General features: G+C 70.4%; 28 protein-coding genes. 8 read left to right on the forward strand and 20 right to left on the reverse strand.

All coding sequences use genetic code 11. The features are described from left to right. Positions 1-64 precede the first annotated feature (64 nt). The 3 genes from QSK39_RS09400 to QSK39_RS09410 form a co-directional block, all read right to left on the reverse strand. Positions 65-541 (reverse strand): Dps family protein, encoded by a 477-nt coding sequence (locus QSK39_RS09400; RefSeq protein ID WP_285477221.1) that lies wholly within the window; start codon positions 539-541, stop codon positions 65-67. 41 nt (positions 542-582) lie between these two features. Beyond that, complete coding sequence (locus QSK39_RS09405; protein WP_155547859.1) at positions 583-1005, reverse strand: organic hydroperoxide resistance protein; 423 nt, start codon at positions 1003-1005, stop codon at positions 583-585. Positions 1006-1140: 135 nt separating this feature from the next. Further along, positions 1141-1713 (reverse strand): NADPH-dependent FMN reductase, encoded by a 573-nt coding sequence (locus QSK39_RS09410; protein WP_285477222.1) that lies wholly within the window; start codon positions 1711-1713, stop codon positions 1141-1143. A 127-nt stretch (positions 1714-1840) separates the two neighbouring features. Between QSK39_RS09410 and QSK39_RS09415 the strand changes: the two genes are divergently transcribed. Further along, a complete protein-coding gene (locus tag QSK39_RS09415; RefSeq protein ID WP_285477223.1) occupies positions 1841-2893 on the forward strand; it encodes an alpha/beta hydrolase in 1053 nt (350 codons plus the stop codon). A 71-nt stretch (positions 2894-2964) separates the two neighbouring features. Here the strand turns inward: QSK39_RS09415 and QSK39_RS09420 are convergent, their stop codons facing one another. From QSK39_RS09420 to QSK39_RS09430, 3 genes are all read right to left on the reverse strand, one after another. Beyond that, positions 2965-3504: a hypothetical protein gene (locus QSK39_RS09420; protein WP_285477224.1), complete on the reverse strand. Its 540-nt coding sequence runs from the start codon at positions 3502-3504 to the stop codon at positions 2965-2967. 493 nt (positions 3505-3997) lie between these two features. Beyond that, positions 3998-4597, reverse strand: a complete 600-nt coding sequence (locus QSK39_RS09425; RefSeq protein ID WP_285477225.1) for an acyl-CoA-like ligand-binding transcription factor — start codon at positions 4595-4597, stop codon at positions 3998-4000. Beyond that, positions 4578-6104: a DHA2 family efflux MFS transporter permease subunit gene (locus tag QSK39_RS09430; RefSeq protein WP_285477226.1), complete on the reverse strand. Its 1527-nt coding sequence runs from the start codon at positions 6102-6104 to the stop codon at positions 4578-4580. Before QSK39_RS09430 ends, QSK39_RS09425 begins: the two co-directional genes overlap by 20 nt. Before the next feature lie 182 nt (positions 6105-6286). On the opposite strand from QSK39_RS09430, the gene QSK39_RS09435 reads away from it, so the two are divergent. Then, positions 6287-7423, forward strand: a complete 1137-nt coding sequence (locus QSK39_RS09435; protein ID WP_285477979.1) for an MFS transporter — start codon at positions 6287-6289, stop codon at positions 7421-7423. Here the strand turns inward: QSK39_RS09435 and QSK39_RS09440 are convergent. From QSK39_RS09440 to QSK39_RS09455, 4 genes are all read right to left on the reverse strand, one after another. After that, complete coding sequence (locus QSK39_RS09440; protein WP_285477227.1) at positions 7420-7803, reverse strand: DUF8711 family protein; 384 nt, start codon at positions 7801-7803, stop codon at positions 7420-7422. The two genes, QSK39_RS09435 and QSK39_RS09440, sit on opposite strands and share 4 nt — an antisense overlap. A 16-nt stretch (positions 7804-7819) precedes the next feature. Continuing rightward, positions 7820-8998, reverse strand: coding sequence for an RtcB family protein (locus QSK39_RS09445; protein ID WP_285477228.1), 1179 nt, complete (start codon positions 8996-8998; stop codon positions 7820-7822). An 87-nt stretch (positions 8999-9085) separates the two neighbouring features. After that, positions 9086-10123, reverse strand: coding sequence for an aspartate-semialdehyde dehydrogenase (locus QSK39_RS09450; RefSeq protein ID WP_285477229.1), 1038 nt, complete (start codon positions 10121-10123; stop codon positions 9086-9088). After that, positions 10123-11388 carry an aspartate kinase gene (locus tag QSK39_RS09455; RefSeq protein ID WP_285477230.1) on the reverse strand — a complete coding sequence of 422 codons (1266 nt, stop codon included), beginning with the start codon at positions 11386-11388 and terminating at the stop codon, positions 10123-10125. Before QSK39_RS09455 ends, QSK39_RS09450 begins: the two co-directional genes overlap by 1 nt. Before the next feature lie 230 nt (positions 11389-11618). On the opposite strand from QSK39_RS09455, the gene QSK39_RS09460 reads away from it, so the two are divergent. After that, positions 11619-12209 carry a nitroreductase family protein gene (locus tag QSK39_RS09460; RefSeq protein ID WP_285477231.1) on the forward strand — a complete coding sequence of 197 codons (591 nt, stop codon included), beginning with the start codon at positions 11619-11621 and terminating at the stop codon, positions 12207-12209. A 67-nt stretch (positions 12210-12276) separates the two neighbouring features. Here the strand turns inward: QSK39_RS09460 and QSK39_RS09465 are convergent, their stop codons facing one another. After that, complete coding sequence (locus QSK39_RS09465) at positions 12277-12666, reverse strand: hypothetical protein (protein ID WP_285477232.1); 390 nt, start codon at positions 12664-12666, stop codon at positions 12277-12279. Between the two features lie 218 nt (positions 12667-12884). On the opposite strand from QSK39_RS09465, the gene leuA reads away from it, so the two are divergent. Together leuA and QSK39_RS09475 are read left to right on the forward strand one after the other, a co-directional pair. Further along, positions 12885-14645: a 2-isopropylmalate synthase gene (gene leuA / locus QSK39_RS09470; RefSeq protein ID WP_285477233.1), complete on the forward strand. Its 1761-nt coding sequence runs from the start codon at positions 12885-12887 to the stop codon at positions 14643-14645. 80 nt (positions 14646-14725) lie between these two features. Then, positions 14726-15277, forward strand: coding sequence for a DedA family protein (locus tag QSK39_RS09475; RefSeq protein WP_285477234.1), 552 nt, complete (start codon positions 14726-14728; stop codon positions 15275-15277). On the opposite strand, the gene QSK39_RS09480 is transcribed toward QSK39_RS09475, so the two are convergent. Continuing rightward, a complete protein-coding gene (locus tag QSK39_RS09480; RefSeq protein ID WP_285477235.1) occupies positions 15264-15884 on the reverse strand; it encodes a peroxiredoxin-like family protein in 621 nt (206 codons plus the stop codon). The genes QSK39_RS09475 and QSK39_RS09480 overlap by 14 nt on opposite strands. Positions 15885-15943: 59 nt before the next feature. Between QSK39_RS09480 and QSK39_RS09485 the strand changes: the two genes are divergently transcribed. Beyond that, on the forward strand, positions 15944-16549 hold the full coding sequence (locus QSK39_RS09485; RefSeq protein ID WP_285477236.1) for a TetR/AcrR family transcriptional regulator: 606 nt from the start codon (positions 15944-15946) through the stop codon (positions 16547-16549). Here the strand turns inward: QSK39_RS09485 and QSK39_RS09490 are convergent. Continuing rightward, positions 16539-17444, reverse strand: a complete 906-nt coding sequence (locus tag QSK39_RS09490) for a LysR family transcriptional regulator (RefSeq protein WP_285477237.1) — start codon at positions 17442-17444, stop codon at positions 16539-16541. The genes QSK39_RS09485 and QSK39_RS09490 overlap by 11 nt on opposite strands. Positions 17445-17671: 227 nt before the next feature. Between QSK39_RS09490 and QSK39_RS09495 the strand changes: the two genes are divergently transcribed. Continuing rightward, positions 17672-18571, forward strand: coding sequence for an EamA family transporter (locus QSK39_RS09495; RefSeq protein WP_285477238.1), 900 nt, complete (start codon positions 17672-17674; stop codon positions 18569-18571). On the opposite strand, the gene QSK39_RS09500 is transcribed toward QSK39_RS09495, so the two are convergent. The 3 genes from QSK39_RS09500 to QSK39_RS09510 all read right to left on the reverse strand — a co-directional run bounded on the left by QSK39_RS09500 (position 18568) and on the right by QSK39_RS09510 (position 20943). Next, the gene (locus tag QSK39_RS09500) at positions 18568-19212 is read right to left on the reverse strand and encodes a DedA family protein (RefSeq protein ID WP_285477239.1); all 645 of its coding nucleotides are present in this window, start codon (positions 19210-19212) and stop codon (positions 18568-18570) included. The two genes, QSK39_RS09495 and QSK39_RS09500, sit on opposite strands and share 4 nt — an antisense overlap. 184 nt (positions 19213-19396) lie before the next feature. Next, positions 19397-20575 (reverse strand): RNA polymerase sigma factor, encoded by a 1179-nt coding sequence (locus QSK39_RS09505; RefSeq protein ID WP_285477240.1) that lies wholly within the window; start codon positions 20573-20575, stop codon positions 19397-19399. After that, complete coding sequence (locus QSK39_RS09510) at positions 20572-20943, reverse strand: YciI family protein (protein WP_285477241.1); 372 nt, start codon at positions 20941-20943, stop codon at positions 20572-20574. Before QSK39_RS09510 ends, QSK39_RS09505 begins: the two co-directional genes overlap by 4 nt. 80 nt (positions 20944-21023) lie before the next feature. Here QSK39_RS09510 and QSK39_RS09515 point away from each other — a divergent pair, with 80 nt between their 5' ends. After that, positions 21024-21455: a YybH family protein gene (locus tag QSK39_RS09515; protein ID WP_285477242.1), complete on the forward strand. Its 432-nt coding sequence runs from the start codon at positions 21024-21026 to the stop codon at positions 21453-21455. A gap of 53 nt (positions 21456-21508) precedes the next feature. Here the strand turns inward: QSK39_RS09515 and QSK39_RS09520 are convergent, their stop codons facing one another. The 4 genes from QSK39_RS09520 to QSK39_RS09535 are packed head-to-tail and all read right to left on the reverse strand — an operon-like array spanning position 21509 to position 25541. Next, a complete protein-coding gene (locus QSK39_RS09520; protein ID WP_285477243.1) occupies positions 21509-22621 on the reverse strand; it encodes an ABC transporter ATP-binding protein in 1113 nt (370 codons plus the stop codon). Further along, positions 22618-23613 (reverse strand): ABC transporter ATP-binding protein, encoded by a 996-nt coding sequence (locus tag QSK39_RS09525; RefSeq protein ID WP_285477244.1) that lies wholly within the window; start codon positions 23611-23613, stop codon positions 22618-22620. The genes QSK39_RS09520 and QSK39_RS09525 overlap by 4 nt, the downstream gene beginning before the upstream one ends. 6 nt (positions 23614-23619) lie before the next feature. Then, positions 23620-24543, reverse strand: coding sequence for an ABC transporter permease (locus tag QSK39_RS09530; RefSeq protein ID WP_285477245.1), 924 nt, complete (start codon positions 24541-24543; stop codon positions 23620-23622). Next, positions 24540-25541 carry an ABC transporter permease gene (locus QSK39_RS09535; RefSeq protein ID WP_285477246.1) on the reverse strand — a complete coding sequence of 334 codons (1002 nt, stop codon included), beginning with the start codon at positions 25539-25541 and terminating at the stop codon, positions 24540-24542. Before QSK39_RS09535 ends, QSK39_RS09530 begins: the two co-directional genes overlap by 4 nt. Between the last annotated feature and the right edge of the window lie 51 nt (positions 25542-25592).

Here is a 25592-nt window from a genome sequence, read left to right on the forward strand (position 1 = left end):
ATCACGGCCGCCGGCAGACGCGAAAGGGGCCGTTCCACCCGGAACGGCCCCTTTGTGCGGAAAATCAGGCCTGCTGGGCCTGCCACATCCAGTGCGCCTCTTCGAGCGCGCGGGTGATCTCGATCAGCAGGTCCTGCGTCACGAGGTCGCTCTTGTCGGTCTCGTCGATGCGGGCCCGCAGCCGCTCGATGAGCGACGCGAGGATGTCGACGATCGCGGCGACCGTGGACTCCACGGACTGCCAGTTGTCGGGGTACTCGGGCACGCCCGAGCTCTCGACGACCGTCTTGGCCTTGCCGTTCGGCGAGATGCCGATGGCGTTGGCCCGCTCGGCCACCTCGTCGACGTACTGCCGCGCGGTGGCGACGAGCTCGTCGAGCTGCAGGTGCGCGCTGCGGAAGTTCGAGCCGACGACGTTCCAGTGCGCCTGCTTGGCGATGAGGGACAGGTCGACCAGGTCGACCAGCGTCGCCTGCAGGGCGTTGCCGGTGATCTCCTTGTCGGCCTCGGAAAGCGGGCTCTTGATCGGAGACTTGCTCATCTCTGGTGTTCCTTTCCTCGGACTCGTTCGGAAGCGCGGGGTCAGACGGTGGCGGAAAGAGCGACCTCGATGTTGCCGCGGGTCGCGTTCGAGTAGGGGCAGACCTGGTGGGCCTGCTCGACCAGCTGGTCGGCCTGGGCCTGCTCGAGGCCGGGCAGGGAGACGTTCAGCGCGACGCCGAGACCGAACCCGACGTCCTGCTTGAGCACGCTCACCTCGGCGGTCACCGTCGAGTCGTGCAGCGCCACCTTGGCCTGGCGGGCGACCAGCTGCAGGGCGCTGTGGAAGCAGGCCGAATAGCCGGCGGCGAAGAGCTGCTCGGGGTTGGTCTTGTCCCCGCCGGGGCCGCCCATCTCCTTCGGGATGGCCAGGGACTCGTCGATGACGCCGTCGGACGAGGTCACCTCGCCGTTGCGGCCGTCGCCGCGTGCCGTCGCCACCGCGGTGTAGATCGCCTGACCCATGCTCAGCCTGCCTTCTGTCGCCGGACGCTCCTCAGCGAGCGTCTCACTGGGCACAACATCCCGCACCCGCGGAACAGTGCCCCCACATGGCAGGCATCACGTGGATCGGTTACCCGGCGGCCTCCGGGCGAAACGTCACGCGGTGCGCGACACCGCGAATTCGGCGACCTGGCGCCCGATCAGGCGAAGGGTGCGGACGCTCTTCTCGTCCGACGCGCCGCCGCCTTCGTCGAACTTGGTCTCGGCCGAGTTGATGGAACCACCCAGTGGGGTGGCCCAGCCGCGCAGCGCGTGCGTGATCGTGCGCAGCTGCTCCAGCGTCGTCACCGCGGCCTGCCAGCCGTAGGCGACGGCGGCCAGGCCGACCGCGCGGCCGTCGAGGTAGGGCCGCTGGTCGTCGCGCAGGTCCTCGACGTAGTCCAGGGCGTTCTTGACCAGGCCGGACAGCGCGCCGTGGTAGCCCGGCGACACGACGATGAGCCCGTCCGCCTCCCGCACGGCTTCGATGAGCGTGGCGGCTCGTTCGTCGCGATCCGGCTCGCCGGCGTCGTAGAACGGCAGCACCAGCTCCGGACCGGTGAGCATCCGGATCCGGACCCCGACTTCGGCCGCACCGGCGAGCGCGATCTGCAGAGCGCGTTCGGACTGCGAGCCCTCACGCAGAGAGCCGCCGATCCCGAGCACGTTGACCGTCCTGGCTGAAGTCACGCTTTCCAGGCTAACCCCTCTACTTAAGTGGATATCCAGACTTTGGGACCGAGGCCCGCGTCACAGCTGGACCGGTTACTTACTGACGAGTAACATCCCCGGTGGCACCGACGCTCAGGAGGCAAAGATGGCGATCCCGCTCCCGGTCCGCATCCAGGCCGCGGCCTCCCAGCTCGTCTTCTGGCTGCCCACGCCGCTGCGGCGGGCGATCGCGGGCCGCCCGGTGCGCCTCGACGGCCAGGACCTCGCGCTCGACGCCCAGCTGCTGCTCCGGCTGCAGAAGCTCGCCGGCGCCGAGCTGGTGCAGGGCTCGGTGGAGCAGTCGCGCGCCTTGCTCGACGTCGGGCGGCACCTGGTCAGCGGCAAGCCGATCGAACCGGTCTCGGTGCGGGAGATCGCCGTGCCGACACCCGATGGCGACTTGCCGGCGACGCTCTACACACCGGTCGGGCTGCCCGAGAAGTCGCCGCTGCTGGTGTTCTTCCACGGCGGCGGCTGGGTGATCGGCACGCGCGCGAGCCACGACAACGCCGTCCGCTTCCTGGCCAGGCACGCCGGGGTGCGGGTGCTGTCGATCGAGTACCGGCTGGCACCCGAGTTCCCGTTCCCGGCGGCGACCGAGGACGCGCTCGCGGCGTTCGAGTACGCGGTGGCGAAGGCGGGCGACCTCGGCGCCGACCCGGCGCGGATCGCCGTCGGCGGCGACAGCGCGGGCGGCAACCTGGCCGCGGTGACCGCCCAGCAGGCGGTGCGCCGCGGTGGCCCGGTGCCGGCGTTCCAGCTGCTGATCTACCCGGCGACGGACTTCGCGCGGCGCTACCGCTCGCAGGACCTGTTCGCCGAGGACCTGTTCCTGACCGACGTGCACATGAAGTGGTTCGAGGGCCACTACGTGCCGGAGGGCACGGACCTGACCGACCCGCGGCTGTCCCCGCTGCGCGCGGACGACCTGAGCGGCCTGCCGCCGGCGCTGGTCGTCACGGCGGGCTTCGACCCGCTGCGCGACGAGGGGGAGGCGTACGCGGAGAAGCTGCGCGAGGCGGGCGTCGAGGTGGCGGTGCGCCGGCACGACGACCTGATCCACGGGTTCATCAACTTCACCGGCGTCGGCACCCGGTTCCGCGAGGCACTGGCCGAGATGGCGGGCGCGCTGCGGCAGGGTCTGTCCAAGCGGGACTGAACGAACCCGGAGCCCGGCGCGGAGAAATGTCCGCGGCCGGGCTCCGGGCCCCCCTGTTTCCCGTGGTGCGCTCAGCCCGCCGGCGCGGGCAGCGGCGGCACCGGAAGCGGCGGCACGGGCAAGCCGCCGAGCAACCCGCCGAGAATGCCGGTGACGGCCGCGAGCAGGGCCTTCACCAGGTCACTGACGATCTTCAGCGGGCCCGGCAGGTCCGGCAGCGACGGGATCGGCAGTGGCAGCGGCGGCAGCTGGCGGGCCTTGGCCGTCGGGTCGGCCAAGAGCCGGTTGGTCTCGTCCGCCCGGCCCTTGGCCAGGCCGGCGAGCTGCTCGGTGTCGGTCTGGACGGTGTAGCGCTTCCCGGCGGCGATGTCCGCGAGGACCGGGCTCATCTGGCCCAGGTCGGCACGCGTGGCACCGACGTTGCCCGCGTAGGCCACCTTGGTCAGGTCGTCACGCACCTGGAGCACCTGTGCGGCGAGAGCCTGGGTGCTGGAGGAACCCTTGCCCCCGTCCGGGCTCACCGGGCTCGCCGAGGCGATCCCCGCCATTCCGACCGCCAGCAGACTGCTCGCGGCTACCAGGGCGATGGACCGCCCGAACTTGCCTTTCATTTCCTACCTCCTGGCCTCGGGAGACCTGACGGGTTAAATCGATACCCGCCGTATCGGAGATAAGCCACCCGATCACCGGTTAGGGACGTTTTCTAACCCTTACGTGCCGGATGCGGAAGAGGCGGATTCGCCCGCAATTGATTAACGGCAAAACCTTGCCCGTCCCCCTGAAGATCATCCTGATCGATCCTCTTCGTAACTGCTGGTAGTTGGTGTCCACTGTAGAGCGGTTTGGTCACTCACCCGGGCGTAAACGGTGATCTTTTAGCCTCATCACTCCGTCGGACCGCGTGTCGGAACTGCTCCAGTCGGGGTGTCCCCCACGCTCGCACCGCCACCCACAAGGTTCTCGCCTGGTCGGGGCACGAATGCGAAATCAATTCCGGAAATGGGCGAGGCGCGGAGGCCGGGACGCTGTTTCGGGGTGCCGCGGCGGGACCGCGATCGCCGGCCAAGCCGAACCCGCCCGCAAAGTCCGCTGCCGGGCCGGTCGTCAAAGCGGCAGGCCCGCATCCAGGTGGACCAGCGCGTTGTCGAGCGCCTCCAGGTAGTCGGACTCGGGGTCGCTCGCCGCCTTGGCGAACGAAGCCAGCAGCACGCCCACCACCGCCCCGGCCCAGTTGCGCACCTCGAAGTCGTCCGGTGACCGGCCCGTGCGCCGGGCCGCCACGCCGGCGATCAGGTCGATCCCCTCGGCGAACTGGTCCATGATCGCGCCGCGCAGCTCGGGCTCGCGGAACACCAGCAGCTGCCGCTGGCGCACGTCGTCCATCTCGTCCTCGGACAGCTGCCCGAGGATGACGCGCACGGCCCCCCGCAGCGCCCCGATCGGGCTCAGCTCGGCAGGCTGCCCGATCGCGGCTTCGATGAAGACCGGGTCGATGGGGTCGTAGAGGGCCGTCGCTTCCTTCGTCGGGAAGTACCGGAAGAAGGTGCTGGGCGAGATCTCCGCGGCGGCCGCGATCTGGTCGACCGTCGTCGCGCCGTAGCCCTGCTCCCGGAACAGCCGCAACGCGTGCCGCTGGATCGCGGCGCGCGTCTTGGCCTTCTTCCGTTCCCGCAGCCCCATGGACTCAGATCGCGACGACGTCATGCTCCGATTCTCGCCGCGGCGCTCCGGCCGCCGCCCGCCCGGGCAGGAACAGCACTGCCAGCAGCGCGCCGGCCACGGCGAGCCCGGCGCACACCCAGAGCGTCGCGGCCATGCCGTCGGTGAACGCGAGCCGGGCGGAGTCGGCGAGCGCGGGCAGGTGCAGCTTCGCCGCCACGGCGACCGCGCCCGACGCGCTGCCGCGCACCGCGTCCGCGACCGGCGCGGGCAGGCCGTCGACGGCGACGCCCGCGCGGTAGACGCCGTTGAGCACCGTGCCCAGCACCGCGACGCCGATCGTGCCGCCGACCTGGCGCAACACCTGGATCAGCGCCGAGCCTGCGCCCGAGCGGCCCTCGGTGAGCGCACCCATCGCCATCGTCATCAGCGGCGTCAGCGTGCACCCGGTGCCCAGGCCGATCACGCTCTCCCAGGCCACGGTGACGCCGTAGCCGTCCGACGGCGACGTCGTCGAACCCCAGGCCAGCCCGGCCGCGAGCAGTGCGAACCCGGCCGTCACGACCACGCGCACGCCCACCACGGCGACCAGCTTCTCGGCGATCTTCGCCGACACCAGCATCCCGCCGATCAGCGGCAGCAGCCGCACGCCGGTCTCCAGCGCGTCGGCTCCCTGCACCGCCTGGAACAGCTGCGGCAGCACGAACAGCAGGCCCATCAGCGCGAACGACGCCATCGTCGCGAGCACCGCGCCCCAGACGAACCGCGGCTCGCGCAGCAGCCCGAGGTCGGTCAACGGCGTCGCCGTCCGCGTCTGCGCCCGGCAGAACACCGTGAGCACCGCCGCGCCGAGCGCGAGCAGGCCGTACGTCGCCGGGTCGGCCCAGCCGTGCTCGCCGGCGTAGACGAAGCCGTAGGTCAGCGCGACCAGCCCGGCCGCCGAGAGCGCGATGCCCGTGAAGTCGATCGCGCCCCGGCCCGATCCGGGGGTCAGCGGCACCAGGAACAGCACCGCGACCAGGCCGACCACGGTCAGCGGGACGTTGATCAGGAACACCGAGCCCCACGCGAAGTGGTCGAGCAGCCAGCCGCCGAGCAGCGGGCCGAGCGGGATGCCGACGAACGTCGCCATCACCCACGTCGTCAGCGCCTTCGCCCGCTCTTCCGGCGGGAACAGGATGTTCAGCAGCGAGAGCGAGAGCGGGATGAGGAACGCGGCGCCGACACCGAGCACGACGCGGGCCGCGATCAGCTGGCCGGGCGAATCCGCGTAGGCGCACCCCAGCGAGGCCAGCCCGAACAGCGCGAGCGCGCCGAGCAGCAGCTTCTTCGGGCCGAACCGGTCGCCCAGCAGGCCCGCCGGCAGCAGCAGCGCGGCCAGCGCCAGCGTGTAGGCGTTGCCGAACCACTGCAGCTGCGTGGTCGTGGCGCCGAGGTCGACGGCCAGCGTCGGCACGGCGACGTTCAGCACCGTCAGGTCGAGGCCGACGGTCAGCAGGCTCACCGCGAGCGCGCCGAGCGCCCACCACCTGCGCGGGTAGAGCTGTGTCACAGTAACCCCCATTGATAGTCACTACCAAATGATAGTAACTCTCAAAATCTCCGGGCGCCAGCACGGGGGTGACGGGAAATAAGTTGCACGCGCGTACCACCTTGGGTTCTCATCGGGACGTGCCTCTGCAGCCCTACCGCCGGGTGCTCTCCGTCCCCCGCGTCCCCTCGACGATGGCCCTGATGTTCCTGGCCCGGCTGCCGATGACCATGAACGGCGTGCTGATGACGCTGTACATCGTCACCGGGCTCGGCCGCGGCTACGGCGCCGCCGGGCTGGTCGGCGCCGGCGTCACCCTCGGCATGGCGCTCGGCGCGCCGCTGCTGGGACGCTGCTTCGACCGCTACGGCCTGCGCCCGATCGTCGCCGTCTGCGGGATCGGCACGACGGTGTTCTGGGTCGCCGCGCCACACCTGCCCTACGCGGCGCTCGCCGTCGTCGCGGTCCCGGCCGGGATGCTCTCGGTGCCGGCGGGCTCGCTCGCGCGGCAGGTGCTGGCCGCGCTCGTCCCGGCCGAGGAGCGCCGCGCGGCGTACTCGCTCGACACGATTTCGGTCGAAGCGACGTTCATGATCGGCCCCGCGCTGGGCATCGCGGCGATCACGACGCTCTCCCCGACCTTCACGCTCACCGCGCTCGGCGTGCTGTTCGGCGGCACGGCGTTCCTGATCTGGCTGGTCGACCCGCCCATCCGCGAATCGGTCGAGCCCGGCGCGGCGACGACCCGGCCGCCGCTGCGGAGCTGGCTCACCGGCCGGCTCGTGGCGACGCTGCTGATCGCCGCCGGCACGCTGTTCGTGCTCGTCGGCACCGAGCTGGCGACCCTCGCGGCCCTGCGCGCGAACGGCGACATCGGGGTCACCGGGGTGGTGATCGCGGTGATGTGCGCGGCGTCGATGATCGGCGGCGTCGTGCACGGCGCGGTGAAGAAGTCGCTGCCGCAGGGCCTGCTGATGCTGCTGCTCGCGCTGCTCGTGGTGCCGGTCGGGCTCGCGGACCAGCCGTGGTGGCTGCTGATGCTGGTGCTGATCCCGACGAACCTGCTCTGCGCGCCGACGCTCGCGGCGACCACCGAGACGGTCAGCCGGATCGCCCCGCCGCGGGTCCGCGGCGAGGCGATGGGGCTGCAGGACGCGTCGACGCGCCTCGGCCTGGCGCTGGGCAGCCCGGTGGTCGGCTTCGCGATCGACCACTCGAGCCCGGCGTGGGGCTTCGCCGCGGCGGGCCTGGGCGGCCTGGTCATCGCGGCGGCCGGCCTGCTGCACCGCCGCACGCCGGACCCCGCGGCGGAGCCGGTCCCGGCGCTCGCCGAGAACTAGCCGCCGCAGGCCACGCGGAGGGCGTCGAGCTTCTTGACGTTGCGCTGCACCCACTGGGCCACCACGCCGGCGTCTTCGATGCGTTCCTTCTGCACCTCGACGTACGAGCCGGCCATGCCCAGCAGCGCGTTCTTGACGTCCTGGTCCTGGACGTTGCCCGCCAGCTCCCGCAGCCGCTTCTCCTTGTCCGCGGCGCGGGCCTTGAGCTTGTCCGGGTCGACCAGCGGGTTCAGGTCCGCCAGCCCGAGCGCCTCGGTGCACGCGCCCACCTTGTCGGCGGTCTTCGACCCCTGGTCGACCGCGTCGCTGACCTGGTCGCATCCGCTCAGCAGCAGTGCGGCCCCGGCCAGCAGCGCGGCCGTCGTTCCACCCCTCGTCATGGCGCCAAGGTACCGCTCAGCCCTTGACGCAGACCACCTGCTTGAGGTGCGCCACGACCTCGACCAGGTCCGTCTGGGCGCGGATCACCGAATCGATGTCCTTGTACGCCGCCGGGATCTCGTCGACGACGCCCGAGTCCTTGCGGCACTCGACGCCGGCCGTCTGCGCCGCGAGGTCGTCGGCCGTGAACATCTTCTTGGCCTTGGTCCGCGACATCCGGCGGCCGGCACCGTGCGACGCCGACTGGAAGGACGACTCGTTCCCGAGCCCGCGGACGATGTACGAACCGGTCCCCATGCTGCCCGGGATGATCCCGAGGTCACCCGATCCGGCGCGGATCGCGCCCTTGCGGGTGACGAGCAGCTCGACACCGTCGTACGTCTCCTCGGCGACGTAGTTGTGGTGGCACGAGATCGCGTCGTCGAAGGTCGTCTGCGGGACGACGTCCTTCAGCGCCTGCTTCACGAGCGCGACCATCGTCGCTCGGTTGCGCGCCGCGTAGTCCTGCGCCCAGAACAGGTCACGCCGGTACGCCTGCATCTCCGGCGTGCCCGCGACGAACACCGCGAGGTCCCGGTCCGGCAGGTCCGCGTTGTGCGGCAGCTTGCGCGCGACGGCCATGTGACGTTCCGCGAGCTCCTTGCCGATGTTGCGCGAACCCGAGTGCAGCATGAGCCAGACGCGGCCTTCGTCGTCGAGGCAGACCTCGATGAAGTGGTTCCCGCCGCCGAGGCTCCCGATCTGGCGCGCGGCCCGGTCGTGCAGCTCCTGGACGCCGGTGTGCAGCTCGCCGAAGCCCTGCCAGAAGGTGTCCCAGCCGCCGACGCCGTGCACCTTCGCGGGGTTCACGGGCGTCTTGTGCAGCCCGAACCCGACCGGAACGGCGCTTTCGATCCGGCGGCGCAGCTTCCCGAGGTCGTCCGGCAGGTCGCTCGCGGTGAGCGACGTCCGGACGGCGCTCATGCCGCACCCGATGTCGACGCCGACGGCGGCGGGCGAAACGGCGTCGCGCATGGCGATGACGCTGCCGACGGTCGCCCCCTTGCCGTAGTGCACGTCGGGCATCACGGCGACGCCGTGCACCCACGGCAGGTTGGCGACGTTGTGCAGCTGCCGCATGGCCTGGTCTTCGACCGACGCGGGATCCGCCCACATCCGGATCGGGACGCGGGCGCCTTCGACAGCGGTGTGCATGGTTTTCCTCCCCTTGAAACGGTTACGCGGTGCCCAGGATCCCCGGGCACCGCGTAAACGACAAGGCGTTTTAGTTGTCCACTGTGGTCACTGCTGCGCGATCAGCTCCGCGATCTGCACGGCGTTGAGCGCCGCGCCCTTGCGCAGGTTGTCGTTCGCGATGAACAGCGCCAGCCCGCGGCCGCCCTCGACGCCCTGGTCGACGCGGATGCGGCCGACGTAGCTCGGGTCGTTGCCCGCCGCCTGCAGCGGGGTCGGGACCTCCGACAGCTCGACGCCCGGCGCGTGCGCCAGCAGCTCCGTCGCGCGCTCGACGGTCAGCGGCTGCGAGAACTCCGCGTTCACCGAGATCGAGTGCCCCGAGAACACCGGCACGCGCACGCACGTGCAAGAAACGCCGAGACCCGGGATGCTCAGGATCTTGCGGCTTTCGTTGCGGAACTTCTTCTCTTCGTCCGTCTCGAGCTCACCGTCGTCCACAATGGACCCGGCCATCGGCAGGACGTTGAACGCGATCGGGCGGACGTACTTGTTCGGTGCCGGGAACTCGATCGCCGCGCCGTCGTGGGTCAGCAGCGCCGCGTGCTCCGCGCCCGCCTTCACCTGACCGGCCAGCTCGTCGACGCCGGCCAGCCCGCTGCCGGACACCGCCTGGTACGTCGACGCCACCAGCCGGACCAGCCCGGCCTCGTCGTGCAGCGGCTTGAGCACCGGCATCGCGGCCATGGTCGTGCAGTTGGGGTTCGCGACGATCCCCTTGCGCGCTTCCTTGACGGCCTCGGGGTTGACCTCGCTGACGACCAGCGGCACGTCCGGGTCCATCCGGAACGCCGAGGAGTTGTCGATCACCGTGACGCCGGCCGCGGCGAACCGCGGCGCCTGCGCCTTCGACGTCGACCCGCCCGCGGAGAACAGCGCGATGTCCAAACCGGACGGATCCGCCGTCGACGCGTCTTCGATCGTGATTTCGGTGTCACGCCACGGCAGCGTCGAACCCGCCGAGCGCGCCGAAGCGAAGTACCGGAGCTCGGCGACCGGGAACTCCCGCTCCGCCAGCAGCTTGCGCATCACCGCGCCGACCTGGCCGGTCGCGCCGACCACCCCGACCCGCAACCCGTCCGCCATCAGCGACCACTCCCCGCGTAGACCACGGCTTCCTCGTCGCCGCCGAGCTCGAACGCGTCGTGGATCGCGCGCACGGCGTCGTCCAGCTGCGCGTCGCGGATCAGCACCGAGATCCGGATTTCCGAGGTGTTGATGATTTCGATGTTGACGCCGGCGTTGGCCAGCGCTTCGCAGAACGTCGCCGTGACACCCGGGTGCGAGCGCATCCCGGCGCCGACCAGCGAGACCTTGCCGACGTGGTCGTCGTAGAGCACCGACTCGAAGCCGATCTCCGCCTTGACCTTCTCCAGCTCCTTGACCGCCTTGGCACCGTTGGCCTTCGACAGCGTGAAGGTGATGTCGGTGCGGCCGGACACCGTGCTGGACACGTTCTGCAGCACCATGTCGATGTCGATCTCGGCGTCGGCGATCACGCGGAAGATCCGGGCCGCGGCACCGGCGTGGTCCGGCACCCCGGTGACCGTGATCTTGGCTTCGGAGCGGTCGTGCGCCACACCGGTGATCAGGGCTTGTTCCACGGGGATCTCCTCGATAGAACCGGTCACCGTCGTGCCCGGCTTGTCACTGTAGGAAGAACGGACTCGGATCGGCACGCCGTAGCGGCGCGCGTATTCCACGCAACGCAACATCAGGATCTTCGACCCGCTGGCGGCGAGCTCGAGCATCTCTTCGTACGTGACGGTGTCGAGCTTGCGCGCGTCCGGGACCACCCGCGGGTCGGCCGTGTACACACCGTCCACATCGGAGTAGATCTCGCAGACGTCGGCGTTCAGCGCGGCGGCGAGCGCGACGGCAGTCGTGTCCGAGCCGCCGCGGCCCAGCGTGGTGATGTCCTTGGTGTCCTGCGCGACGCCCTGGAAGCCCGCGACCAGCGCGACGTAGCCCTGCTCGAGGGCCTCGGTGACGCGGCTCGGCGTGACGTCGATGATGCGCGCGTTGCCGTGCACGGACGTCGTCACGACGCCGGCCTGCGACCCGGTGAACGACCACGCCTCCGCGCCCTGGGCCGCGATGGCCATGGCGACGAGCGAGTTCGAGATGCGCTCACCGGCGGTGAGCAGCATGTCCATCTCCCGCTCCGGCGGCGCCGGGTTGACCTGCTGCGCCAGGTCGAGCAGCTCGTCGGTGGTGTCACCCATCGCCGAGCAGACCACGACGACGTCGTTGCCGGCCTTCTTGGTGGCGACGATCCGCTCCGCGACGCGCTTGATCCGGTCGGCACTTTCCAGCGACGATCCGCCGTACTTCTGGACCACGAGGGCCACGCCCGAACCTCCTAGACGGGCCGGGTCTGCTCCCTGGTGGGCACCGAGGAGCCCCCGCGTCCCATATTTGAGAAGGAGCCTACCGGGGCTCCAGCGGCCCGCCACCCTCTTGACGTGGGGCGGGTGCCGCGAACGGGCGGCGCGGAAGTAAATCTTCCGTAACACCAACGAAATGCGCGGAGCCCTTCCTTCCGAGTGATGCAGCGCACTAGGTGGGTACGGTGACGATCATGCGGAAACCAGCTGTGACGAGCATCCCGATCGCCTCGGTGCTGGCCGAGCGGTGGAGCCCGCGGGCCCTGGACGCGTCATCGTCGGTGAGCCCGGACCAGGTGCGGGCGCTCCTGGAGGCGGCCCGCTGGGCCCCGTCGTTCGGCAACACCCAGCCGGCCCGCTACCTGGTGGGCGTGCGCGGGACCCCGTCGTTCGACGCGATCCTGGCGACGCTGAACTCGGGCAACCGGGCCTGGGCCCACCGCGCGGGCCTGCTGCTGATCGGCGTGATGGTGACGACGAACGAGAAGGGCCCGGTGCCGTACGCGGAGTACGGGCTGGGGCTGGCGTCGGAGAACCTCGTGCTGCAGGCGGTGGAGCTGGGGTTGGTGGCGCACCAGATGGCGGGGTTCTCGGCTGCCGAGGTCAGCGCGGCGTTCTCGCTGCCGGAGGACGCGGTACCGAAGGTGGCGATCGCGGTGGGGGCGCCGGGACATCCGGACGTCCTCGAGGAGGAGTGGCGGATCGAGCGGGAGAAGGCCGAGCGGGTGCGGGTGCCGCTGGCGGAGTTCGCGTTCACGGACGGGTGGGGCAAGCCGGCCCTCTAGTTCGGCAGGGCAAACGATCCCGGACCCGGCAAACCGCGCCCATCGCGAGCGCCGGCGCGGTCGTGACTCAGGAAGCTCCGCCCACCCGGCGGATGATCTTCGCCAGGATCCCCGACACCACGAGCCAGAAGATCGCCGCGATGCCGTAGTTCACCAGGACCCGCAGTTTCCCGTCACTCGGGGTGAACAGGTCGCTGAACCCCAGCGCCAGCGAGTCCGCCCAGGACTTCACGAACGACACGATCCCGTTGTCCGGGTTGGCCGAGCCGACCGTGAAGATCACGTGGATCACCAGCAGCGCCGCGAAGATCAAGCCCACCCAGCGGACGATCGACGCCACGATCGAGGCGACCCGGCCGCCCGTCGCGCGCCAGTCGACCGGGGCCCGGCGGGAAACCTTGGTCTCCTCCGGCGCCGACGGCGACGAAGACGACGTTGACTCCGCGTGCTCACCCATGCCCGAAGTTTCGCACGGGCACCGGCCAATTGCTACCCACAGGTAACCCCCAGGAGGAGACGCCCGGCTTCCCCCGCCCGGCGTTCCCTGGTTATGGTGGAGTCGTGGCGCGTGCTCTCCTGCTTCGCTGCCGCGACGGGGCCTGACCGGACCGGCTCCCCGTCGCGGGGCTTCGTGGTGCCGGTCGCACCCGTCTAGCTGGAGACACCCTCGAAACCATGAGCAAGATCCGCAAGCCTTCGCGTCCCGCGCCCGCTGACCAGCCCGCTTGGAACACCCAGCGCGGCACTTCCATGCCGGTGCACCGCTACCGCCCCTGGTACGACCTCGTCGAGAACATCGACCTGCCCGACCGCACCTGGCCCGAGAAGCGCATCGAGCGCGCGCCGCTGTGGTGCGCCGTCGACCTGCGGGACGGCAACCAGGCCCTGATCGACCCGATGTCGCCCGCGCGCAAGCGGAAGTTCTTCGACCTGCTCGTACGCATGGGCTACAAGGAGATCGAGGTCGGCTTCCCGGCCGCGAGCCAGACCGACTTCGACTTCGTCCGCGAGATCATCGAAGAGCACGCCATCCCGGACGACGTCAGCATCCAGGTGCTGACCCAGTGCCGTCCCGAGCTGATCGAGCGGACCTTCAAGTCCCTCGAAGGCGCGCCGCGCGCGATCGTCCACATCTACAACTCGACCTCGATCCTGCAGCGCCGCGTCGTCTTCCGCGAGGAGCGCGAGGGCATCAAGAAGATCGCGACGCAGGCCGCGGAAATGGTCGTCGAGCTGGCGGCGAAGCAACCGGACACCGACTTCCGCTTCCAGTACTCGCCGGAGTCCTACACCGGCACCGAGCTGTCGTACGCGCTCGAGGTCTGCAACGCCGTCACCGAGATCTGGCAGCCGACGCCGGAGAAGCCGGTGATCCTGAACCTGCCGGCGACCGTCGAGATGGCGACGCCGAACGTCTACGCCGACTCGATCGAGTGGATGTCCCGGAACCTGGAACGCCGGGACTCGGTGATCCTCTCGCTGCACCCGCACAACGACCGCGGCACCGGCATCGCCGCCGCCGAGCTGGGCTACCAGGCCGGCGCCGACCGGATCGAAGGCTGCCTGTTCGGCAACGGCGAGCGCACCGGCAACGTCGACCTGGTCGCGCTGGGCATGAACCTCTACAGCCAGGGCATCGACCCGCAGATCGACTTCTCCGACATGGACGAGATCAAGCGGACGGTCGAGTACTGCAACCAGCTGCCGGTCGGCGAGCGCTCGCCGTGGGGTGGCGACCTGGTGTTCACCGCCTTCTCCGGCAGCCACCAGGACGCGATCAACAAGGGCCTCGACGCGCTGAAGGACGCCGCCGACAAGCAGGGCGTGCCGATCGACGAGTACCCGTGGGAGGTCCCGTATCTGCCGATCGACCCGAAGGACGTCGGCCGCACGTACGAGGCCGTGATCCGGGTGAACTCGCAGTCCGGCAAGGGCGGCGTCGCCTACATCATGAAGGCCGAGCACCAGCTCGACCTGCCGCGGCGCCTGCAGATCGAGTTCTCGAAGGTCATCCAGCGCTACACCGACACCGAGGGCGGCGAGGTCGACCCGACCACGATGTACAACGCCTTCGCGGCCGAGTACCTGGAGCTGAAGACGCCGCTGGAGCTGGTCCGCCAGCACGTCCAGGACAACGGGGACGGCGAGTACGACATCACCGCGACCGTCCGCGTCGAGGGTGACGAGCACGAGGTCACCGGCCGCGGCAACGGCCCGATCGCGGCGTTCTTCGACGCGCTCTCGACCGTCGGCTTCGACCTGCGCCTGCTGGACTACTCCGAGCACACGCTCTCGCCGGGTGACGACGCGCGCGCCGCGTCGTACATCGAGTGCGCGATCTCGGACCGGGTGTTCTGGGGCATCGGCATCGACCCGTCGATCGTCACGGCGTCGCTGCGCGCGGTCGTCTCGGCGGTCAACCGCGCCAATCGCTGAACCTGTGGGCCGCCTGTCGGGTTGCTGTGAGTCCCCGGTGATCGGGATTCATCCGCCCCCGGCAGGCGGTTAATGGAGGTGTGGACGCGACTACGGCAGGACTGCTGGTGCTGTTCGTCGTCTCGCTCGTGCCCCTGCTGCCGACCGAGGTGACGATTCTCGGCATGGGTGTCGCGGCGGCGCAGGGCGGGACGTCGCTGGCGCTGGTGATCGCCGTGTCGAGTGCCGGGTGCCTGGTCTCGGACCAGGCGCTCTACGCCCTCGGCCGGTTCGGCGGCCGGGCGGCGCTGGACCGGCTGAGCCGGCGGAAGAAGATCGCCGCCGGCATCGGCTGGTTCGACGGCCGCCTGCAGCGCCACCCCCGGCCGGTGCTGGTGGCGGCCCGCTGGCTGCCGTCGGGCGGGACGATCGGTGCCCTGCTCGCCGGCTCGCTCCGGTGGCCGATGGCGGAGTTCTTCACCGCGTCGGCCGTCGGCGTCACGCTCTGGACGTCGTACGTGGCCTTCCTGGGTTACGCGGGCGGCCAGATCATCACCGAACCCGGGATCAGCATGCTGCTCTCCCTCGGCGTCGCCTTGATCCTGGGTTCGGTGATCACCTACGGCGTGAAGCGCGGCGCTAAAGCGATTTGACCGCTTCCAAGATGTCCGCCGGCTCGGTGCGCGTGACGAAGTCCGGGTGGACGTCGAGGTAGCGGATCACGCGGTGCTGATCGACCACGACGACGGCCGGGTGGACCAGCTCCCAGGTGCCGTTGACCTGCTCGAGGTCCGTGCCGAGGGTCACCATCGCCTCCCGCACCGGGGCGGAAACGGGATAGCTCAGCCCGAGTCCCCGCGCGACGGTGCTGCCGGCGTCCGACAGCACCGGGAACTCCAGGTCGGCCGCCGGCAGCGAGCCGTCCGGCCGCTGCGGGCTGATCGCCACCAGGGTGGCGCCGAACTTCCCCAGCTCAGGCAGGACTTCCTGCTGGTAGGTGCGCAGGGTCAGGTTGCAGTACGGGCACCACTGGCCGCGGTAGAACACGAGCACCGCCGGCCCGTCCGCGACGAGATCGCCCAGGCTCGACGGCACGCCGTCGGCCCCCGGCAGCTCGAAGTCCTCGATCGTGGCTCCCACCTCGGCGAACGTCGTCCCGGCGGCCCGGCGCCGGTCCGCTTCGAGGACGTCGAAGATCTCCGGCGGCAGCGCGCCGCGGAGGTGGTCGTTCACTCCGGTCAAAGCGTTGTCGAGCGTCATGGATCCCCCAAACTGGTTGTACTGATCGGTACAGTGAAGCGAACTGTACTATTCAGTACATGGAGACGCAAGCAGCGGCCTCGACCCCGCGCGGCAAGAAGACGCGGGACGCGATCGTCGACGCGGCGGCGGGGCTGATGTACGTCGACGGTGTGGCGGGCACGAGCGTCGACAAGGTGCTCGCTGCGAGCGGGGCCGGGAAGTCGCAGATGTACCACTACTTCAAGAACAAGGAGCAGCTGGTCGCGGCCGTGATCGACCGGTACCTCGAGCAGATCCTCGGCAACCAGCCCGCGATCTTCACGCTGGCTTCCTGGGCCGACCTCGAGACGTGGACCGAGCAGCTGCTGGACATCCACCGCCGCGCGGGCACGCCGGTCGCCTGCCCACTGGGCAACCTCGCCGGGGAGGTCGGCGACAACCCGAAGCTCGCGCCACTGGTCGACCAGGCCTACCGGACGTGGGAGTCGCACCTGGAACGCGGCCTGACCACGTTGCGGGACAAGGGAGAGCTCGCTCCCGACGCCGACCCGGCGCGCCTGGCCCAGGCGGCGATGACGTCCGTCCAAGGTGGACTGCTGCTGGCCCACATCCGGCACGACCTCACGGCGCTGGAGGACGCACTGGGGATCGCGCTGACCTACCTGCGCGGCTTCAAGCGGTGAGCTGGGCGATCTCCGCGCGCAGTTCGTCGATCACCTTGGCCACGGCCGGGCGTTGCAGCGCGCCGGTGCGGCAGACCGCCTCCACCAGCCGGGCCGCGCGGATGCCGGCCAGCGGCCGTGCGACCAGGCCGCGGCCGCGCCCGGTGTTCATCGTGTACCGCGGCAGCAGCGCGATCCCGTGCCCGGCCGCGACCAGCCGCTCGGTGATCCGGAAGTCGTTGATCCGCTGCACCACCACCGGCCGCACGCCGGTGCGGATGGTCAGCGAGCGCAGGACGTCGTCCACCGGGAAGCCGAAGTCGACGCTGATCCAGCGTTCGTCGGCCAGCTCCGCCAGCTCGACGCGGCGCCGGTTCGCCAGCCGGTGCCCGGCGGGGAGCGCGACGTCGAGCGGTTCGCGCAGCAGCGGCACGACGTCGAGGCGGCCGGCGTCGAACTCCGGCGCGTGCTCGTCCCGGTGCGCGACGACGATGTCGTAGTCCGCCACCAGGCCGGGCACCTCGGGCGGCGTCATGTCGACGTCGCGGACGTCGACCTCCAGGCCCTCGTACTCGGCGACCCGGGTCAGCAGGCCGGGCAGCAGCATCAGCCCGGCGGACTGGAAGATCGCGATCCGCACGCGCCCCCGCGGCGCGCTGCGGTAGGTGTCCAGTTCGGACTCGGCACGATCGAGCGCGGCCAGCACCTCATCGGCCCGGGCGACCAGCGCGCGGCCGGCATCGGTCAGCCGCAGCCCCCGCCCGGCCGGCTCGGTGAGCGGCAGGCCGACCTCGCCTTGCAGGGCCCGCAGCTGCTGCGAAACCGCGGACGGCGTGCAGTGCAACGCCCGCGCGGCCGCCGTCACGCTCCCGCGGTCGGCGAACTCGCGCAGCGTGCGCAGGCGACCCAGATCCACGCGGCCAGCATATGTGAAGTCCGGCTACAAGGTTGCCACGCTTTCGGCGGCCACCACTTCACGGTCGTGGCGCAGCCGCGCGCAGGTCTCGGCGCCGGCGAGCGGCGTCCTGGCCGTCATCGCCATGGAGAGGCCCAGGTCACGGGGTATTTTCTTGAAGGACAGCTAAACGGTCCGTGCAGATATTATCGCTGGTCCTTCACGGTCACCGTTGACACAGTGGAGGCATGCCCACCCGTGACCGCCTGCTCGCCGTGCTCGTCGCCGTGCTCTGGGGCCTGAACTTCCTCGCCATCCACGCCACCCTCGGCCAGTTCCCGCCGGTGTTCGCGGGCGCGCTGCGGTTCGCCGTGATCGCCGTGCCGACGATCCTGTTCGTGCCGTGGCCGAAGGTGAAGGTGCGGCACCTGCTCGGCTACGGCCTGGGCTTCGGCACCGGGCAGTTCGCGTTCCTGTTCATCGCGATGGACACCGGGATGCCGACCGGGCTCGCGTCGCTGGTGCTGCAGGCGTCGGCGCCGTTCACGGTGCTGCTCGGCGCCGTCTTCCTGCGCGAACGCGTCACGCCGCACCAGCTGGCCGGGATCGCGCTGGCCGTCGCCGGGATGGTCGCGATCGCGTGGCAGCAGTCCGGGCACGCGATCGCCCTGCTGCCGATGATCCTGACGCTGCTGGCCGCGCTGAGCTGGGCGTTCGGCAACCTCAGCACGCGCAAGGCCGAGCCCGACAACCCGCTGCACTTCACGCTGTGGATGTCGGTGGTGCCGCCACTGCCGATGTTCGCGCTTTCGCTGGTCATGGAGGGCCCGGCCGCCCAGTGGCACTCGCTGGCGACGCTCGGGACACCGACCGGGCTGACCGCGCTGGGCGGGCTGGCCTACGTCGTGCTGATCGGCACGGTCGTGGGGTCGGGCCTGTGGACGACGCTGATGCGGCGCAACCCGGCCGGTGTCGTCTCGCCGTTCTCGCTGCTGGTGCCGGTGGTCGGGCTGACGGCGTCGTTCGTGCTGCTCGGCGAGCGGCCGACCTGGCTGGAGGTCGGCGCCGCCGCCGTCGTGATCGCCGGGGTGCTGCTCGGGTCGCTGCGGCCCGTGCGGAAGCGCGAACCGGAGCTCGTCGCGGTCTAGGCCGTCGGCTCGCCGACTTCCTGCTTCTCTTCTTCCTCGTGCTTCTTGCCGAGCCGCTTCTTCATCACGAAGAACACGATGACGCCGATCACGATCGCGGCGACCAGGCCGTACTTGGAGAACCGGCCGAGCCACTCTTCGGCGACCACGCCGAGGTAGTAGACGGCCGCGGTCGTGCCGCCCGCCCAGACGATGCCGCCGGCCGCGTTCGCCAGCAGGAACTTCGGGTAGTGCATCTTGAGCGACCCGGCGAGCGGGCCGGCGAGGATGCGCAGGAACGCGATGAACCGGCCGAGGAAGACGGCCCACACGCCGCGTTTGTTGAAGATCCGTTCGGCGTTGGCGAGGTGCGTCGGCCCGAAATGCTTCGGGAATTTCCGGCCGGCCCAGGCGAACAGCCGTTGACCACCGGTCTTTCCGATCAGGTACCCGATGCTGTCGCCGATGATGGCACCGGCGCTGGCCAGGATGCCGATCCACAGCGGACTCAGGTTGCTGTGCTGCGAAGCCAGCAAAGCGGCGCTGACCAGCACGATCTCACCCGGCAGCGGAATGCCGAGGCTTTCGATCATGATCACCGCGCCGACGATCAGGTACACCGAGAGCGGCGGGATCGCCTCCAGCCATTGGTCGATGTGCACTGCTCGTACCCCCTGCTGTCCGGCGAATCTGCTTTCCGCAGAGTACCGGGGGAAGTGCGCCGGGGGCGGCCTACTCAGGTATTGCAGGGGGTACGACTCAAGTCGCGTCAGCCGAGCGGCGACGGCGGATCTCGCGTTTCCGTGCCGGAGTTGTCCACAGGGTTCACCCCCATGTGGACAACTCTCAGCCGGGCTTCAGAGCCGCGGCCCGCGACTGCAGGTAGGCCTGCTCCGGCAGGCTCAACGTCCGCCGGGCAGCGGCCAGGTACGCCTCCCGTGCCCCCGCGACGTCACCGGACAGCTCCAGCAAGTGCGCCCGGACCGCGTCCACCCGGTGGTGCTCCGTCAACTCCGTGCCCGCCAGCTCCGCCAACCCCGCCTCGGGCCCGTTGACCTGCGCGAACGCCACCACCCGGTTCAACGTCACCATCGGCCCCGGCGCCACCACCCGCAGCAGGTCGTACAGCGTGAGGATCTGCGCCCAGTCCGTCTCGGCGGCCGTCGGGGCCTCGGCGTGGACCGCCGCGATCGCCGCCTGGAGCTGGTACGGCCCCACCGGAGCCGTCGACAGCGCGCCCGTGATCAGCGAAATCCCCTCGTCGATGAAGGCGCGGTTCCAGCGCGTGCGGTCCTGGTCGGCCAAGGGGACCAGCGCGCCCGACGAAGAAACGCGGGCCGGACGGCGGGCGTCGGTCAGGAGCATCAACGCCAGCAGGCCCGTCACCTCGCCGTCGGCCGGGAGTTCCGCGCTCAGCCTGCGGACCAGGCGGATCGCCTCCGTCGTCAGCTCGACGCGGTTCAGCTCGTCGCCCGAGCTCGCCGTGTGACCCTCCGTGTAGATCAAGTACAGCACCTGCAGCACCGCCGCCAGCCGTTCCGGGCCGCCGTCTCGCGTGAAGGGTGAGCCGCGGAGCTTCTGCTTCGCACGGCTGATCCGCTGGCCGATCGTCGCCTCCGGGACCAGGAACGCGCGGGCGATCTCCGCCGTCGTCAGCCCGCCGACCGCACGCAGCGTCAGCGCCACCTGGGACGGCTGGGTCAGCGACGGGTGGCAGCAGAGCAGCAGCAACGTCAGCGTGTCATCCACCGCGACCGGCTCCGGCTCCGGCGGCGAAGCCAGTGCCACCGCTTCCTCACGCCGCTGCCGGGCCGTCTCGCTGCGCCACTGCTCGATGCGCCGGCGGGACGCCGTCGTGATCAGCCACCCCTTCGGGTGATCCGGGATCCCCGCCGACGGCCACTGCTGCGACGCCGCCAGCAGGGCCTCCTGGACGGCGTCCTCACAAGCCTCGAAATCGCCGTACCGCCGGACCAGCGCCGCCAGGACCTCGGGCGCGAGCGAGCGCAGCAGATCGGGAATCACAGGTCCGGCCCGTGCAGCCCCATCACCGGCCGCACTTCGACCACCGCGAACGCGGCTTCGGGGATCCGCGCCGCGATCTCGACGGCGCGCTCGCGGCTCTCGCAGTCGAGCAGGTAGAAGCCGGCGAGGAACTCCTTGGCCTCGGCGAAGGGCCCGTCGGTCGTCGTCGTGCCGTGCTCGCCCACGCTGACCCGCGTGGTGAGCTCGGGGAAGGCGAGCCGCTCGGAGATGATGCGCTCGCCGGACGCGTCGAGGTCGTCGCTGAGCTGCTGGTAATGGGCCAGCCCGGCGGCCTGCTGCTCGGCGCTCATGCCCTCCCAGGCCGCGCGGGACTCGGGGTTGCCGTAGATCAGGACCACGTATTTCACGAAAGCCTCCGGTCGATGTCGAAATCCGCGCGGCGGCGCCTACGTCCCTTCCGACCGGCACCACACCCCAGGAGGATGGCATGACCGAGCAGGACGACAAGCGGATTCGCGCACTGGTGGCCGCCCGCGCGACGGCGATGACCGAACGTGACGCCGAAGCGATCGCCGCGCAGTGCGCGAAGGACCTCCGGGCGTTCACCCTGGCCCCGCCGCTCGTTCACCACGGCGAAGACGTCGAGGCCCGCACGGCCTGGTTCGCGGGCTTCGACGGCCCGATCAAGTACGAGGTCCGCGACCTCGAAGTCACGATCGGCGGCGACGTCGCCTTCAGCCACGCCCTCAACCGGCTGTCGACGATGCCGAAGGGCATGCCGCAGCCGTTCGAGCTGTGGTTCCGCTCCACCCTCGGCTTCCGCAAGCAGGACGGCGAGTGGCGGATCACCCACGTGCACGACTCGACGCCGTTCTACATGGACGCCACGATGAGCGCCGCGCTGGACCTCAAGCCCTGAAAGCCGAATGGCCGGCCGGGACGAATCCCGGCCGGCCACCCGGAAGGAGAACCTCAGAGGATCTCGGCGGACGTCCCGACGTCCGGCGGGCCCAGGTCGGGGTTCAGCGCCCCGCTGAACTCGACCAGCTCCGCCTGCACCTCGTGCGGCTGGATGCGCCCGTCGCGGATGTCCTCCGCGTAGTGGCACGCCACCCGGTGACCGCCGCCGATCTCACGCAGCTGCGGGCGGTCGGTGTCACACAGGCTCGCCTGCTTCCACGGGCAGCGCGTGTGGAAGCGGCAGCCCGTCGGCGGGTTCGCCGGCGAAGGCAGGTCACCCGCCAGCAGGATCTGCTCGCGGGTGTCCTCCACCTGCGGGTCCGGCACCGGGATCGCCGACAGCAGCGCCCGCGTGTACGGGTGCAGCGGTTCCCGGTACAGCGAGTCCGCGTCGGTCTCCTCGACCAGCGCGCCCAGGTACATCACGCCGATGCGGTCGGAGATGTGCCGCACCACCGCGAGGTCGTGCGCGATCACCACGTACGTCAGGCCGAGCTGCTCCTGCAGGTCCTCCAGCAGGTTCACCACCTGGGCCTGCACCGAAACGTCCAAGGCGGACACCGGCTCGTCGGCGACGATCAGGTCCGGCTCCACGGCCAGCGCCCGCGCGATGCCGATGCGCTGGCGCTGCCCGCCCGAGAACTCGTGCGGGTACTTCCGCAGCGCCGTCTCCGGGAGGCCGACCGCGGACAGCAGCTGCCGCAGCCGCCGCTGGGTGGCTTCCTTGTCCTTGTCGAGGCCGTGCGCGTGCATGCCCTCGACGAGGATCGACTCCACCGACTGCCGCGGGTCCAAACTGGACAGCGGGTCCTGGAAGATCATCTGCATCCGGCGCCGGGCCTTCCGCAGTTCCTCACCCTTCAGCTTGGCGACGTCGGTGCCGTCGAAGACCACCGAGCCCGCCGTCGGCTCGCTGAGCCGCAGGATCGCCCGGCCCAGCGTGGACTTGCCGCACCCGGACTCGCCCACCAGGCCGTAGGTCTCGCCGCGGCGGATGGACAGGTCGACACCGTCGACCGCGAAGACGTGGCCGACCGTCCGATCGAACACGACGCCGCTCTTGATCGGGAAGTGCACCTTGAGGTCGGTGACCTCCAGCAGCACGTCGCCAGCAGGACGGGTCATCGGGCTCCTCCTCCCGCCGCGACCGCCGGCCGCACGGGGTTGTGACAGCGCAGCAGCCCGCCCTGGTCGGGCACCAGCTGCGGCGAAACCTCACGGCAGACCGGCAGCGCGTTCGGGCAGCGGGGCGCGAACGCACAGCCGCCCTCCCACGGGATGTTGTCGGACACCGAACCGCGGATGGGGACCAGCTTCTCGCCGCGGCCCGCGTCCAGGCGCGGGATCGAGGCGAGCAGCCCGTGGGTGTACGGGTGCCGCGGCTCGGCGAACAGCTGGTGCCGCTGCGCGCGTTCGACGATCTTGCCGCCGTAGAGCACGTTGACCTCGTCGCACAGCCCGGCGACCACACCGAGGTCGTGCGTGATCATGATCAGCGCGGTCCCGGTGTCCTGCACCAGTTCCCGCAGCAGCGCCAGGATCTGCGCCTGGATGGTGACGTCCAGCGCGGTGGTCGGCTCGTCGGCGATGAGCAGCCGCGGCCGGCACGCCAGCGCGATCGCGATCAGCGCGCGCTGCCGCATCCCGCCGGAAAGCTGGTGCGGGTACTCGGAAAGCCGGCGCGACGGGTCCGGGATGCCGACCTTGTCGAGCAGGTCCGTCGCTTCCACGGACGCCGCCTTGCGCGACATCCCGCGGTGGCGCTCCAGCACCTCGGTGATCTGCAGCCCGATCGGGATGACCGGGTTCAGCGAGGACAGCGGGTCCTGGAACACCATGCCGAGGTCGCGGCCGCGGCGGTCGCGCATGTCCTTGTCGGACAGCTTGAGCAGGTCGGTGCCTTCGAAGCGCACCGAACCGCTGACCTTGTTGCCGCGCCGGGCCAGCAGCCGCATGATCGCCAGCGACGTCACGGACTTGCCGCAGCCGGACTCGCCGACCAGGCCGACGGTCTGGCCCGGTTCGACGTCGAAACTGACGCCGTCGACCGCGGTGAACGACCGCTCGCCGCGGCGGACGAAGTCGACCGTGAGGTCACGTACTTCAAGGAGTGCCACGGTGGTTCACCGCCTGTTCTTCGGGTCGAGGGCTTCACGGAGGGACTCGCCGAGCAGCGTGAACCCGAGCGCCACGATGATGATCGCGATCGCCGGGTAGTACGCGAGCTCCGGGCGGACGTCGAGGAACTGGTGCGAGGCCTTGCCCAGCATCAGTCCCCACTCCGCCCGCGACGGGTCCGGGTCGCCCAGACCGAGGAACGACAGCGCCGCGGCCTCCAGGATCGACGTGGCCAGCGTCAGCGTCGCCTGCACGATGACCGGGCCGAGCGAGTTCGGCAGCATGTGCCGGAACACGATCGCCCAGCGCTTGACGCCGAGCGACCTCGCGGCCAGCACGTGGTCGGCGTCCCGCTGGGACAGCATGGAACCGCGCAGCAGCCGGGCGAAGATCGGCACGCCGATCATCGACACGGCCAGGATGACCGTCCACTGGCTCGGCTTCGCGAACAGCGCCGCGATCGAGATGGCCAGCAGCAGCGACGGGAACGCCAGCATGACGTCGACCAGCCGCATGAGGACGGTGTCGACCCAGCCGCCGAAGGCACCCGCCAGGCCACCGATGATCACGCCGATGAGCACGCCGACGATCGTGGCGAGCACACCGACGATCAGCGTCTGCTGGGCGCCGGCGATCAGCCGCGACAGGAAGTCGCGGCCGAAGTCGTCCACGCCGAGCGGGAACCCGGACTGCGCGCCCGGGATGAAGTTCGGCCGGATCTGGTCGCCGAGGTACTGGACGTCGGGGTCCTTCGGCTCCAGCAGCGGCGCGAAGATCGCGACGATGAGGAACACACCGGTGATGACGCCACCGGTGATCGCGACCGGACTGCGCAGCATCCGGCGGATCGCTTCCCCGCCGAGGCTGCGGCCGCTCGCCGCGGCGAGCTTGTCGATCGGTTCCTTCTTCTTGTTGAGCAGAGTGTTCATCGCACACGCACCCTCGGGTCGATGATCCCGTACGAGATGTCGACCAGCATGTTCACCAGGACGTAGACCACGGCACCGAACAGCAGGAGCGCCTGCAGCCGGGGGTAGTCACGCCGTTCGATCCCTTCGGCCAGCAGGAAGCCGAGGCCGCGGAAGTTGAACACCCGCTCGGTCAGCACGGCGCCGCCGAGCAGCGCGCCGGTCTGCAGGCCGATGGTCGTGACCACCGGCAGCAGGCCGTTGCGCAGGACGTGCCGGGTGCGCACCACCTGCTGGGTCAGGCCCTTGGAGTTGGCCGTGCGGATGAAGTCCTCGTTGAGGACGTCCAGCACCGACGCGCGGGTGATCCGGGTGATCACCGCGAGCGGGATGGTGGCGAGGGCGAACGCGGGCAGGATCAGGTGCTTGATCGCGTCCCAGACGGCGTCCCACTCGCTCGTCATGATGCCGTCGAGGATGGCGAAGTTCGTGATCGCCGTGGCGTCGAGGCCGGCGGCCTGCCTGCCCTGCGACGGAAGACCGAGGGGCGCGGCCAGGATGTCCTGCATCATGTAGCCGAGGAAGAACACCGGCACCGCGACGCCGATCAGGCTGAGCACGATGACCACGTTGTCGACCGGGCCACCGCGGTACCGCGCGGACAGGTAGCCGGCGGGGATGCCGATGATGATCGCGATGATCATCGCGGAGAGACCGAGCTCGATGGTCGCCGGCAGGAAGGTGACGATCTCGCCCATCACGGGCTGGGTCGACACCAGGGAGTTGCCGAAGTCGCCGGTGAGCGCCCGGCCGAGGAATCCGAAGTACTGCACGAAGATCGGCTGGTCGAGGCCGAGCACGTGGTTGAGGTTGGCGATCTTCTCCGGCGTCGCCTTGTCGCCCAGGAGGGCGGCGGCGGGACCACCGGGCAGGGACCGGAGCCAGGCGAAGACCAGGATGGACAGGATGAAGAGCGTCGGGATCGCTTGTAGCAGCCGACGCACGAGGAAACGGAGCACTTGCAGTCCTTTGTTGCCAGCCCGGGAATCAGGCGCAGGGGGTGGGTGCGG

The organism is Amycolatopsis sp. NBRC 101858 (assembly GCF_030269325.1).
Taxonomy (GTDB): Bacteria; Actinomycetota; Actinomycetes; order Mycobacteriales; family Pseudonocardiaceae; genus Amycolatopsis; species Amycolatopsis ponsaeliensis.